This is a genomic window from Kitasatospora sp. NPDC051984, assembly GCF_044593455.1.
GTDB lineage: Bacteria > Actinomycetota > Actinomycetes > Streptomycetales > Streptomycetaceae > Kitasatospora.
In genome coordinates, this window is the sequence record NZ_JBIUCB010000034.1 from 1 (window position 1) to 11,795 (window position 11,795).

General features: G+C 72.6%; 12 protein-coding genes. 9 read left to right on the plus strand and 3 right to left on the minus strand.

Annotated features, from left to right (window positions below; genetic code table 11):
* Nucleotides 1–234 precede the first annotated feature (234 nt).
* From ACIHEI_RS34450 to ACIHEI_RS34475, 6 genes are all read left to right on the plus strand, one after another.
* Nucleotides 235–1,677, plus strand: a complete 1,443-nt coding sequence (locus ACIHEI_RS34450) for an aldehyde dehydrogenase family protein (protein ID WP_396609517.1) — start codon at nucleotides 235–237, stop codon at nucleotides 1,675–1,677.
* 123 nt (nucleotides 1,678–1,800) lie between these two features.
* Entirely contained in the window at nucleotides 1,801–2,211 is a 411-nt protein-coding gene (locus ACIHEI_RS34455) for a hypothetical protein (RefSeq protein WP_387649726.1), read from the plus strand.
* Between the two features lie 31 nt (nucleotides 2,212–2,242).
* Nucleotides 2,243–3,472 carry a 1-deoxy-D-xylulose-5-phosphate reductoisomerase gene (dxr, locus tag ACIHEI_RS34460; RefSeq protein ID WP_396609518.1) on the plus strand — a complete coding sequence of 410 codons (1,230 nt, stop codon included), beginning with the start codon at nucleotides 2,243–2,245 and terminating at the stop codon, nucleotides 3,470–3,472.
* A gap of 25 nt (nucleotides 3,473–3,497) precedes the next feature.
* Nucleotides 3,498–4,805 carry a M50 family metallopeptidase gene (locus tag ACIHEI_RS34465; protein ID WP_396609519.1) on the plus strand — a complete coding sequence of 436 codons (1,308 nt, stop codon included), beginning with the start codon at nucleotides 3,498–3,500 and terminating at the stop codon, nucleotides 4,803–4,805.
* A gap of 120 nt (nucleotides 4,806–4,925) precedes the next feature.
* Nucleotides 4,926–6,086 carry a flavodoxin-dependent (E)-4-hydroxy-3-methylbut-2-enyl-diphosphate synthase gene (ispG, locus tag ACIHEI_RS34470; protein ID WP_387868431.1) on the plus strand — a complete coding sequence of 387 codons (1,161 nt, stop codon included), beginning with the start codon at nucleotides 4,926–4,928 and terminating at the stop codon, nucleotides 6,084–6,086.
* 82 nt (nucleotides 6,087–6,168) lie between these two features.
* On the plus strand, nucleotides 6,169–7,044 hold the full coding sequence (locus ACIHEI_RS34475; RefSeq protein ID WP_387649778.1) for a GNAT family N-acetyltransferase: 876 nt from the start codon (nucleotides 6,169–6,171) through the stop codon (nucleotides 7,042–7,044).
* A gap of 7 nt (nucleotides 7,045–7,051) precedes the next feature.
* Here ACIHEI_RS34475 and ACIHEI_RS34480 read toward each other — a convergent pair whose 3' ends face one another.
* The 3 genes from ACIHEI_RS34480 to ACIHEI_RS34490 are packed head-to-tail and all read right to left on the minus strand — an operon-like array spanning nucleotide 7,052 to nucleotide 9,544.
* A complete protein-coding gene (locus ACIHEI_RS34480) occupies nucleotides 7,052–7,603 on the minus strand; it encodes a GNAT family N-acetyltransferase (protein WP_387649715.1) in 552 nt (183 codons plus the stop codon).
* A gap of 49 nt (nucleotides 7,604–7,652) precedes the next feature.
* The gene (locus tag ACIHEI_RS34485; protein WP_396609520.1) at nucleotides 7,653–8,567 is read right to left on the minus strand and encodes an aminoglycoside phosphotransferase family protein; all 915 of its coding nucleotides are present in this window, start codon (nucleotides 8,565–8,567) and stop codon (nucleotides 7,653–7,655) included.
* A gap of 32 nt (nucleotides 8,568–8,599) precedes the next feature.
* Nucleotides 8,600–9,544: a ferritin-like domain-containing protein gene (locus ACIHEI_RS34490; protein ID WP_396609521.1), complete on the minus strand. Its 945-nt coding sequence runs from the start codon at nucleotides 9,542–9,544 to the stop codon at nucleotides 8,600–8,602.
* A gap of 226 nt (nucleotides 9,545–9,770) precedes the next feature.
* Here ACIHEI_RS34490 and rimP point away from each other — a divergent pair, with 226 nt between their 5' ends.
* The 3 genes from rimP (at nucleotide 9,771) to ACIHEI_RS34505 (ending at nucleotide 11,689) form a co-directional block, all read left to right on the plus strand.
* Nucleotides 9,771–10,313 (plus strand): ribosome maturation factor RimP, encoded by a 543-nt coding sequence (gene rimP, locus ACIHEI_RS34495; protein WP_387649708.1) that lies wholly within the window; start codon nucleotides 9,771–9,773, stop codon nucleotides 10,311–10,313.
* A gap of 2 nt (nucleotides 10,314–10,315) precedes the next feature.
* On the plus strand, nucleotides 10,316–11,317 hold the full coding sequence (gene nusA / locus ACIHEI_RS34500; protein ID WP_387649705.1) for a transcription termination factor NusA: 1,002 nt from the start codon (nucleotides 10,316–10,318) through the stop codon (nucleotides 11,315–11,317).
* A gap of 69 nt (nucleotides 11,318–11,386) precedes the next feature.
* On the plus strand, nucleotides 11,387–11,689 hold the full coding sequence (locus ACIHEI_RS34505; RefSeq protein WP_387649775.1) for a YlxR family protein: 303 nt from the start codon (nucleotides 11,387–11,389) through the stop codon (nucleotides 11,687–11,689).
* Nucleotides 11,690–11,795 lie beyond the last annotated feature (106 nt).

Below are 11,795 nucleotides of genomic sequence, written 5' to 3' on the forward strand. Positions count from 1 at the left end.
TGGAGCGTAGAGAACTCACATCATCGCAGGTCGCAGGGCATCTCTTCGTTCCGCTCCGCTCCAGCACCGACGGTCAACCGGTGGATTCGGGCTGAGTCCCGCCCCGGACGGGCCTGTCCTGTCCGTCGAAATCGAACGGGTGCTTTCCTCCCGTCCGTCCAATCGGAAAGCCGTCTCCCCCCGCCTACCGTGAATGGGAAAGCGAAGTATTCGAGGGAAGGGGCCGGTGCGACCGTGACCACCACGTACGAGTTCTGGTTGGCCGGGCAGCGCGCGAGCGGCGAGACGGACTTGGAGGTCCGTCACCCGCACGACAACAGCCTGGTGGCGAAGGTCAGTGTGCCGACCGACGCGCAGGTGGAGGAGGCCGTCGCGGCCGCCGCCGCCGCCGTTCCGGTGTTCGCCGCGACCCCCGCGCACGTCCGCGCGGCCGCGCTGGACCACGTCGCCAAGCGGCTGACGGAGCGCACCGAGGAGATCGCCCAGCTGATCACCGCCGAGAACGGCAAGCCGATCAAGTGGGCGCGCGGCGAGATGGGCCGTGCCGTGTCGGTGTTCCGCTGGGCCGCCGAGGAGGCCCGTCGCACCAACGGCGAGACCATGCGTTTGGACACCGACCCGGGCGGCACCGGCCGCTACGCGCTGGTGCGCCGCTTCCCGCGCGGTGTGGTGCTGGGCATCGCGCCGTTCAACTTCCCGCTGAACCTGGTGGCCCACAAGCTGGCCCCGGCGATCGCGGTCGGCGCGCCGATCATCCTGAAGCCGGCCCCGGCGACCCCGCTGTCCGCCATGGTGCTGGGCGAGATCCTGGCCGAGACGGACCTGCCGGTGGGCTCCTGGAGCATCCTGCCGGTCGAGAACGCCAAGATGCCCGAGCTGGTGCAGGACAAGCGCCTGCCGGTGATCTCGTTCACCGGTTCGGAAAAGGTCGGCTACCAGATCATGGACTCGGTGCCGCGCAAGCACGTCACCCTCGAGCTCGGCGGCAACGCCGCGGCCGTGGTGCTGGCGGACTGGAACTCCGAGGCGGACCTGGACTGGGCCGCGAGCCGGATCGCGCTGTTCGCGAACTACCAGGGCGGCCAGTCCTGCATCTCGGTGCAGCGGGTTATCGCCGACGCGACCGTCTACGACCGCCTGGTCGAGAAGATCGTCGCCAAGGTGCAGGCCCAGGTCACCGGTGACCCGCACGACGATGCCACCGACGTCGGCCCGCTGGTCGACGAGAACGCCGCCAAGCGCGTCGAGTCCTGGGTCGGGGACGCCGTCACCAAGGGCGCCAAGCTGCTCACCGGCGGCAAGCGGGACGGCGCGGCCGTCGAGCCGACCGTGCTCGCCGAGATGCCGGCGGACGCCATCCTGGCGAAGGCCGAGGTGTTCGGCCCGGTGCTGTCGGTGCAGAAGGCTTCCTCCACCGAGGAGGCCTTCGCGATGGTCAACGACTCCAACTACGGCCTGCAGGCCGGCATCTTCACGCACGACGTGCAGACCGCCTTCCGCGCCCACCGCGAGCTGGAGGTCGGCGGCGTGGTCATCGGCGACGCGCCGTCCTACCGTGCCGACCAGATGCCGTACGGCGGCGTGAAGGACTCCGGCGTGGGCCGCGAGGGCGTCCGCTACGCGATGGACGACTACACCTTCGAGAAGGTCATGGTGCTGACCGGCCTCGACCTCTGATCGAGCCCGACCCGACCTGGCGCCCCGTCACCGCAGCTGCGGCGGCGGGGCGTCGGCCTGCCTTGACACCCCCACGGGCCGGGCGTAGTCCGAGAGGGAGGCAGGAAGGAAGGAGGTCCCGCCATGCTGGGCGACCTCATTGGTGAGGAACAGGGCCGGATCACCGTTCGACGGGTGCTGCCGGGGGAGCACGGGCTGCCGCCGACGGTGGAGTCCTCGTTCGTGGCGAGCGGCACCCTGCTGGGCGTCCCGGTCCAGGACATGGGCACCTACACGGCGCGGATGCGCGCCGACGGCACCCTGGTGGGCGGCGGCCAGGGCGTGCTGATGGGCCCGGGCGGCGCGCACGCGAGCTGGCACGGCCAGGGCGTGGGCACGTTCACCGAGAGCGGCGGCAACAGCTTCCGCGGCTCGATCGTCTACGAGACCGATTCGCCGGAGTTCGCCGCCGCGCTGCGCGGCGCCGTAGGCGTGTTCGAGTGGGAGAACACGGCGGACGGCGAGGCGGTCGGGAAGTTCTGGGCATGGCGGTGACCACCGCGTAGCACAGGCCACAATGGGGGGCATGAATTCGCTCGCCCATCCGCAGCTGCGCTTCACCCCGACCGTCGCCGACCCGGACGGGCCGCGGGAGTTGGTCATTCTCGGCTCGACCGGCTCGATCGGCACGCAGGCCATCGACGTGGTGCTCCGCAACCCCGGCCGGTTCAAGGTGGTCGCGCTGTCCGCGGCCGGCGGCCGGGTGGAGCTGCTCGCCGAGCAGGCCGTCGCGCTGGGCGTGCACACCGTCGCGGTGGCCGACCCGGCCGCCGAGCGGCCGCTGCGCGAGGCCCTGGCGGCCAAGGCGCAGGGCGCCCCGCTGCCGCGGGTGCTGGCGGGCCCGGACGCGGCGACCGAGCTGGCCGCGATGGAGTGCCACTCGGTGCTGAACGGCATCACCGGCTCGATCGGCCTGGCGCCGACGCTGGCCGCGCTGCGGGCCGGCCGGGTGCTGGTGCTGGCGAACAAGGAGTCGCTGATCGTCGGCGGCCCGCTGGTGAAGGCGGTGGCGCAGCCCGGCCAGATCGTGCCGGTGGACTCCGAGCACGCCGCGCTGTTCCAGGCGCTGGCCGGCGGCACCCGCGCGGAGGTCCGCAAGCTGGTGGTGACGGCCAGCGGCGGCCCGTTCCGCAACCGCACCCGTGAGCAGCTGGCCGGCGTGACGCCGTCCGACGCGCTGGCGCACCCGACCTGGGCGATGGGCCCGGTGGTGACGATCAACTCGGCGACCCTGGTGAACAAGGGCCTCGAGGTGATCGAGGCGCACCTGCTGTACGACATTCCGTTCGACCGGATCGAGGTGGTGGTCCACCCGCAGTCGGTCGTTCATTCGATGGTGGAATTCACCGACGGCTCGACGCTGGCCCAGGCCAGCCCGCCGGACATGCGGATGCCGATCGCGCTGGGCCTCGGCTGGCCCGAGCGGGTGCCGGACGCCGCCCCCGGCTGCGACTGGACCAAGGCCGCGACCTGGGAGTTCTTCCCGCTGGACAACCAGGCCTTCCCGGCCGTCGAGCTGGCCCGCGAGGTGGGTACGCTCGGCGGGACCGCCCCGGCGGTCTTCAACGCCGCCAATGAGGAATGTGTGGATGCTTTCCTGAAGGGCGCGCTGCCCTTCACCGGAATCGTGGACACTGTGGCGAAGGTGGTCGCCGAACACGGCACCCCCCAGTCGGGAACTTCGCTCACGGTGGAGGACGTACTCCACGCGGAGAGCTGGGCCCGTGCCCGGGCCCGCGAACTGGCGGCCGGCTAAGCGGTAGGACGACGGAGGCGACGCGGTGGACAAGCTGATGTGGGTGCTGGGCGTCCTGATCTTCGTGGTCGGGTTGTTGTTCTCGATCGCCTGGCACGAGCTCGGCCACCTCTCCACCGCGAAGCTGTTCGGCATCCGGGTGCCGCAGTACATGGTCGGCTTCGGCAAGACCATCTGGTCGACCAAGCGGGGCGAGACCGAGTACGGCCTGAAGGCGATCCCGTTCGGCGGCTACATCCGGATGATCGGCATGTTCCCGCCCGGCGCGGACGGCCGGATAACGAAGCGTTCCAGCTCGCCCTGGCGGTCGATGATCGAGGACGCCCGGTCCGCCTCGTACGAGGAGATCCAGGACGGCGACGAGACCCGGCTGTTCTACACCCGCAAGCCGTGGAAGCGCGTCATCGTGATGTTCGCCGGCCCGGGCATGAACCTGATCCTGTCGATCGGCCTGTTCCTGACGCTCTTCATGGGGATCGGCGTCCAGCAGTCGGTGCCGACCGTGAAGTCGGTCAGCGAGTGCGTGGTGCCGGTGAGCGCGAAGACCGACACCTGCAAGCCGGAGGACCCGAAGTCCCCGGCCAACCAGGCGGGTCTGCGGGCCGGTGACACCGTGCTGACCTTCGGCGGGGTGCCGATCCACGACTACCCGCAGCTGTCCGGCCTGATCCGGGACTCGGCGGGCAAGCAGGTCGCCATCGAGGTCCGGCACCGGGACGGCAGCCCCGGCACGCTGAACGCCGACATCACCACCAACACGCTGCAGGCGCTGGACAAGGACAACAACCCGATCAAGGGGCAGACCGTCACCGCCGGCTTCCTCGGCATCACCCCCGCCGTCGGCGTGCACCACATGTCGCTCGGCGAGAGCGTCGACCAGATGGACTCGATGGCCCGGCACAGTGTCGAGTCGCTGGCCCAGCTGCCCGGCAAGATCCCCGGCCTGTGGCACGCCGTGGTCGACGGCACCCCGCGCGACACCGACTCGCCGATCGGCATGGTCGGCGCCGCCCGGCTCGGTGGCGACGTGTTCGCGATGGACCTGCCCGCCACCCAGCAGCTGGCGTTCTTCGTCCAGCTGCTGGCCGGCATCAACCTGATGCTGTTCCTGTTCAACATGCTGCCGCTGCTCCCGCTGGACGGCGGCCACATCGCCGGCGCCCTGTGGGAGTCGCTGCGCCGCGGCCTCGCCCGGGTGCTGCGCCGCCCCGACCCCGGACCGTTCGACGTGGCCCGGCTGATGCCGCTGGCCTACGTGGTCGCCGGGGTGTTCATCTGCTTCACGGCCCTGGTGATGGCCGCCGACATCATCAACCCGGTGCGCCTGAACTAGCACGCGCCACCACGGCCGAGTGTGCTTCGCCACCCGGCCGTGCCGTACCGTTGGACGCCGGGCGCGCCGGTTGCAGTGCGCGTCGGCTCATCGAATTTCTGCAGAGGAAACACTGCGCACATGACCGCGATCTCGCTCGGTATCCCCTCCCTGCCGCTCAAGCCGCTGGCCAAGCGCCGGTACTCGCGGCAGATCATGGTCGGCAACGTTCCGGTGGGCGGCGACGCGCCGGTCTCGGTGCAGTCGATGACCACCACGCTGACCTCCGACGTCAACGCGACGCTCCAGCAGATCGCCCAGCTGACCGCCTCGGGCTGCCAGATCGTCCGGGTCGCGGTCCCCTCGCAGGACGACGCCGACGCGCTGCCGATCATCGCCAAGAAGTCGCAGATCCCGGTGATCGCCGACATCCACTTCCAGCCCAAGTACGTGTTCGCCGCGATCGACGCCGGCTGCGCCGCGGTGCGCGTCAACCCGGGCAACATCAAGGCGTTCGACGACAAGGTCGGCGAGATCGCCAAGGCCGCCAAGGACGCCGGCGTGCCGATCCGGATCGGCGTCAACGCCGGTTCGCTGGACAAGCGCCTGCTGGAGAAGTACGGCCGGGCGACTCCCGAGGCGCTGGTGGAGTCCGCGCTGTGGGAGTGCTCGCTGTTCGAGGAGCACGACTTCCGCGACATCAAGATCTCGGTCAAGCACAACGACCCGGTCGTGATGATCAACGCCTACCGGCAGCTCGCCGCGGCCTGCGACTACCCGCTGCACCTGGGCGTCACCGAGGCCGGCCCGGCCTTCCAGGGCACCATCAAGTCCGCGGTGGCGTTCGGCGCGCTGCTCGCCGAGGGCATCGGCGACACCATCCGGGTCTCGCTGTCCGCCCCGCCGGCCGAGGAGATCAAGGTCGGCAACCAGATCCTGGAGTCGCTGGGCCTGCGCGAGCGCGGCCTGGAGATCGTCTCCTGCCCGTCCTGCGGCCGCGCCCAGGTGGACGTCTACAAGCTCGCCGAGGAGGTCACCGCCGGCCTGGAGGGCATGGAGGTGCCGCTGCGGGTGGCCGTCATGGGCTGCGTCGTCAACGGCCCCGGCGAGGCCCGTGAGGCCGACCTGGGCGTCGCCTCCGGCAACGGCAAGGGCCAGATCTTCGTCAAGGGCGAGGTGATCAAGACCGTGCCCGAGTCGAAGATCGTCGAGACCCTGATCGAAGAGGCCATGAAGCTGGCCGAGCAGATGCAGGCGGAGGGTGTCGAATCCGGCGCTCCCGTCGTCGTGGCCGGCGAGTGACGGCCTGAAGTCCCCGGCGGGGCCGCCGACTTGGCGGTCCCGCCCGCTGCGAGAGGTGCCTCCCGTGCTCGACCGAGGTGTGATGCTGCCCGGCCCGTTCCAGGTCGCCCGGGCGCTGGCCGCAACCCGCGTACTGGAGACGCCCGACCTCGACGCGGCGCTGGAGATCCTGCACCGCGACCCGGTCGCCAACGCCTTCGTCGCCACCCGGGTGGAGGCCGTCGGCCTCGACCCGTGGCGGCTCGGCGGCGAGATGTGGGGCTGGCACGACGCCGACGGACGGCTCGACGCGCTCTGCTACGCCGGCGCCAACCTGGTCCCGGTCAACGCAGGCCCGGAGGCCGTCCGCGCGTTCGCCGAGCGGGCCCGCCGGCAGGGCCGCCGCTGCTCCTCGATCGTCGGCCCGGGGGACGCCGTCGCCGCCCTGTGGGCCCTGCTGGAACGCTCCTGGGGCCCGGCCCGCGACGTGCGCGGCCACCAGCCGCTGATGGCCACCTCCACGCCCGTCACCGAGGTCGAACCCGACCCGCTGGTGCGCCGGGTGCACCGCGGCGAGATCGAGGCACTGATCCCCGCCTGCGTCGCGATGTTCACCGAGGAGGTGGGGATCTCCCCGCTGGCCGGCGACGGCGGCCTGCTCTACCAGGCCCGGGTCGCCGAACTGGTCTCCTCCGGACGGTCGTTCGCCCGCTTCGGCGAGGACGGCCAGGTCGTCTTCAAGGCCGAGATCGGCGCCGTCACGGCCGGTGCCTGCCAGATCCAGGGCGTCTGGGTGGCCCCCGAGCACCGCGGCAAGGGGCTGTCCGAGACCGGCATGGCCGCGGTCGTCAACACCGCCCTCGCCGAGGTCGCCCCCGTGGTGTCGCTGTACGTCAACGACTTCAACCTGCGCGCCCGCGCCGCCTACCGCCGGGTCGGGTTCCGCGAGGTCGGCGCGTTCATGAGCGTGCTGTTCTGACGGTGCGTCACGGGCGCGAGGGGTCGCGCAGCGGCAGGTGCGCGCCCATCACCGCGTACGGCCTGGCCGTGTTCGGGAAGCGCACCGCCGGCGCCAAGTCCCGGTAGCCGAGCGAACGGTAGAGCCGGCGCGCCGGAGTCTCCGCGTCGATCGCCGACAGGATCGAACGGTCCAGGCCGGAGCGCTCGCACAGCGTGCGGATCAGCCGGGTGCCCACGCCCAGGCCCTGGCACTCCGGCAGCACATGCAGCTCGGTCACCGCGAACACCCCGTCCAGCCAGTCCGCGAGGCCGCGCGCCGCCAAGTACGGCTCGATCACCGTCGACCACCAGTGGGTGCGCTGGTTGGGCATCCCGTAGCCGAAACCGACCAGCCGGCCCTGCGCCATCGCCCCCAGCGCGATCACCCCCGGCTGCAGTGCGTGCCGGCCGACGATCGGCAGCCGCACCGCCACCTCCTGCGGCCCCAGCCCGAACGCGACCGCCTGGACCTCCAGCACGGCAGGCGCCCACGCCGCCAGGTCGATGGCCTCGATCGTCACCCCGGTGAGCTGCTCCATGAAGCGGGACGTTACTACCTGCCGTCGCGGGCGGCGGACCGCCCCGTCCTCACAGCCAGGCCGCGAACTCCAGATGGAGCTCCGCACCTGCCACGTCGCCCCGGGCCAGCGCCGCCAGCGCGGTGTCCACGGCCCGCAGCAGCGCCCAGGCCCGCACCCGGTCGGCGGGCAGCTCCACCGCCTCCGACAGCTGTGCCAGGCGCCGCCGGGCCGCACCGCGCGGGCCCGGCGCGGCCGCCAGGGTCTCCAGCCGGTCCAGCACCAGCCGGGCCAGGTCGTACGCCCGGTCGCCCACCAGCGGCCGTGGTCCGACGGCCAGCCACGGCGACCGGTCGGCGGCCAGCACCCGCCCGTGGTGGAAGTCCCCGTGCAGCAGCCACCCGCCGCCGTCCGCGGCCAGCGCCACCGCCTCCAGCGCCTCGTCCACCAGCGGAGCCGCGTCCGCCGCACCCGGCAGGGTCCGCCGCTCGGCGATCCGTCGCTCCACAAGGCCGGCGTGCGAGGCGAGGGTGGTGAAGGAGTGCCCGGCGGGCGGCTCCACCCACAGGCGGCGCAGCAGGCTGGTGGCCTCCAGGGTGGCCTTCGTCTCCGCGAGCGAGCGCAGCGGGATCTCGCCGTGCAGCCGCTCCAGCAGCAGCGTCCGCTCCGCCTCGGCCAGCAGCAGTACCGCCCCGCGCCCGGCCCAGACCCGCAGCGCCGCCGCCTCGGCCGCCGCGTCGGCGCCCGGCCGCAGTGCCTTCACCGCCACCGGCGTCCGGTCCTCGGCGCGGTACGCGTACCCGACCACGCTGCTCCGCCCGCCGGGCTCGGCCATGCGTTCCAGCACCAGCCCCCAGTCGGCCAGCCGCCCCGCGAACCGGGACGGCAGTGCGGCCAGCCACCGCGCCTCGCCCGGATCACCCCCGGCCCGGACCGACTCGGCCAGACGCTCGGGGACGGTGAACTGCGCAGGTTGTGCGGACATACCGTCCATCATCGCGCAGCAGCCGGGGGCTGCTAACTCGCGGCGGGAGCGGGGTCGGTGGGGGCGAGGCCCGGGAGGGCGGGGAGGTCGGCGCCCCAGTGGGCGGCTCGCAGGGCGGACTCGCGCAGGGCGGCGGCGGCCTGGGGGCGGAGGGCGGTGGTGGCGCACAGGTCGGCGTAGGCGGCGGTGAGCTGGGTCTCCAGGTGGGCCGCGAGTTGGGCGGCGGTGGCCGCGTCCTTGACCTGGAACGGGAGCCGGTAGCCGGGTGCGGCGGCGGTGGGCGAGACGCCGCCGGTGCCGAGCAGCCGCTGCCAGGCGTCCCGGCGGGCCTGGTGGGCGGCGTAGGCGGCGCGGCCGTCCTCGCGCTGCGGGCCGACCGGCAGGAAGGCGCCCACCACGCCGTACCCGTACACGGCGGCGTGTTCGGCGGCGAGCGCGGACTGGAGGGCGTCCGCGTCCGCCGTGGGGAGGGGGACCGGTGCGGGCGACGGGGACGGGGACGCGCCGTCGTCGGTGAGCGGGCTGGTGTCGCCGAGGGCGGCGGCGTGCGCGGCGCCGGAGGCGGCCACCGAGGCGAGGGCCTTGGCCAGCGCGGGGGAGGCGGCGGTCAGGTCGGCCAGCCGCAGGCCCGCGGTGCGGCGTTCGGCCGCGGCCAGGTCGGCGACGCTGCGGGCCGTGCCGGCACCCGCGGTGGGGGAGGAGGCGGGCAGTGACCGGGCGAGGGCTTCTCGGTGCTGGAGCACGTCGTCGCGCAGGTCGCCGAGCCGGTCGGCGTCGGCGGGGCTCGCCGCGAGCACAGCGGTGTAGTCGGCGAGCAGGGCGTCGGTGGCGGCGACCTGGCGCAGCCGCACCGGCCGGTCGGCGTCCTCGGCGGCCTTGCCCGGGGTGTGGTCGTGCTCATCGGTGCAGCCGCAGAGGAGGTGGAGCCCGCCGAGCGCCCCGAGCGCGAGGAAGGACCGCCGTGTGGGCGCGGGCATCGGCACTCCAGCGTGGGTCGTGGGGCCTTGACGACCCGTCGGGAGGGATCATCCCCGAGCCTGGCACTTCCGGCGAGGGCTTCGACCGTAAGGGGTGGCTGTGACGTTGCTCGCAGGGGGGCGGCCACGGCCCGGGTCGGAATCGGCGGTTCGGGGGTTGACCGGATAGGCTTCGCGGTGAGTTAGCACCTCCGACAACAGCAGACGCGGCCGAGGAGTCACCCGGATGAGCACCACCCCCACTGACCGGCTGCGCACATTGCTGGAGCCGCTGGCCGCCGAGTCCGGGCTGGACCTCGAAGAGGTCAAGGTGACCCAGGCCGGCAGCCGCCGCCAGGTGCAGATCGACGTGGACGCCGACGGCGGCGTCGACCTGGACGCGATCGCCGAGTTCTCCCGCCTGGTCGGCCAGGCGCTGGACGAGTCGGACCTGATGGGTGACGCCCCGTACCTGCTGGAGGTCGGCTCGCCGGGCGCGGAGCGCCCGCTGAACGAGCCGCGGCACTGGCGCCGGGCGACCGGCCGGCTGGCGGCGATCAAGCTGGTGGACGGCGCGGAGCTGACCGCGCGGGTGCTGGAGAGCGACGAGGACGGCGCACTGGTCGAGGTGCAGCCGGTGAAGGGGCGCGGCCGCCCCAAGGAGCGCCGACTGGAGTTCGCGGAGATCGCGCGGGCCCGGGTGCAGGTCGAGTTCAACCGCAAGGACGAGGAACTGCTCGACGCCGCCGCTGACATCGCGGACACGGACGAAGAGGAAGAGGAGGCGTAATCGTGGACATCGACATGAGTGCCCTGCGCGGGCTGGTCACCGAGAAGGGCGTGCCGTTCGACCTGCTGGTCGAGTCGATCGAGTCGGCCCTCCTCATTGCGTACCACCGCACCGAGGGCTCCCGCCGCCGGGCGCGGGTGGAGCTGAACCGCAAGACCGGCCACGTGACGGTGTGGGCCCTGGAGGACGCCGCCGAGCTGGACGAGGGCGTGGAGCCCAAGGAGTTCGACGACACCCCGAGCGGGTTCGGCCGGATCGCCGCGTCCACCGCCAAGCAGGTCATCCTGCAGCGGCTGCGGGACGCCGCGGACGACAAGACCTTCGGTGAGTACGCCGGCAAGGAGGGCGACATCGTCACCGGTGTCGTCCAGCAGGGCAACGACCCGAAGAACATCCTGGTCGACATCGGCAAGCTCGAGGCCATCCTGCCGCCGCAGGAGCAGGTCCCGGGCGAGGACTACCGGCACGGCACCCGGCTGAAGTGCTACGTGGTGGGCGTGCGGCGCGGTGTGCGCGGCCCGTCGGTCACGCTGTCGCGGACCCACCCGAACCTGGTGAAGCGGCTGTTCGCGCTGGAGGTCCCGGAGATCGCGGACGGCTCGGTGGAGATCGCGGCGATCGCCCGCGAGGCCGGTCACCGCACCAAGATCGCGGTGTGGTCGCGCCGTCAGGGCCTGAACGCCAAGGGTGCCTGCATCGGCCCGAACGGCATGCGGGTGCGCGGCGTGATGGCCGAGCTGCACGGCGAGAAGATCGACATCGTCGACTGGTCGGAGGACCCGGCCGAGATGGTCGCCGCCGCCCTGTCGCCCGCCCGGGTGACCAAGGTGGAGATCGTCGACCTGGCCCAGCGTTCCGCCCGGGTGATCGTGCCCGACTACCAGCTGTCGCTGGCGATCGGCAAGGAGGGGCAGAACGCCCGCCTGGCCGCCCGCCTCACCGGCTGGCGGATCGACATCCGTCCGGACACCGAGGTCCCCGCCGGGGAATCTTCGGACCGGTAACAACGTTGTTCGAAGCCTCCGGAGATCTACTCGGCGGCGGCGAGTCCCTTCGGAGGGGTAGACTTGAACGTGTCTGGCCGGACGCATGTCCGCGCATGCCCTGAACGCACCTGCGTGGGCTGCCGCAAGCGGGCGGCCAAGCACGAGCTGCTGCGTGTCGTGGCGGGCGAGGGCGAATGCGTCCCCGACCCCCGCGGCACACTGCCGGGCCGGGGCGCGTATCTGCACCCCGAACCGAACTGCCTCGACCTCGCGGTCCGCCGCCGGGCGTTCCCGAGGGCCCTCAGGGTCCAGGGCACGCTCGAACCCGGCGCCCTGCGGGAGTACGTCGGGGCAGGAGCAAGTCCGGCCGACGGTCAGTCGGCCCGCTGACGGGCCTCGCGCCCGGCAACACGCACCAGCGCACGGCAGTGGGTACATCGCCGTGCGCCCAGTCAGGTACCTCGCGAGATGGAAGTAGGTCGAGATTGCGATGAGC

Coding starts and splice junctions, on each gene's coding strand:
- ACIHEI_RS34455 (WP_387649726.1), top strand. CDS start 1,801: ATGCTGGGCGACCTCATTGGTGAGGAACAGGGCCGGATCACCGTTCGA.
- dxr (WP_396609518.1), top strand. CDS start 2,243: ATGAATTCGCTCGCCCATCCGCAGCTGCGCTTCACCCCGACCGTCGCC.
- ispG (WP_387868431.1), top strand. CDS start 4,926: ATGACCGCGATCTCGCTCGGTATCCCCTCCCTGCCGCTCAAGCCGCTG.
- ACIHEI_RS34475 (WP_387649778.1), top strand. CDS start 6,169: ATGCTGCCCGGCCCGTTCCAGGTCGCCCGGGCGCTGGCCGCAACCCGC.
- ACIHEI_RS34480 (WP_387649715.1), bottom strand. CDS start 7,603: ATGGAGCAGCTCACCGGGGTGACGATCGAGGCCATCGACCTGGCGGCG.
- ACIHEI_RS34485 (WP_396609520.1), bottom strand. CDS start 8,567: ATGTCCGCACAACCTGCGCAGTTCACCGTCCCCGAGCGTCTGGCCGAG.
- ACIHEI_RS34490 (WP_396609521.1), bottom strand. CDS start 9,544: ATGCCCGCGCCCACACGGCGGTCCTTCCTCGCGCTCGGGGCGCTCGGC.
- rimP (WP_387649708.1), top strand. CDS start 9,771: ATGAGCACCACCCCCACTGACCGGCTGCGCACATTGCTGGAGCCGCTG.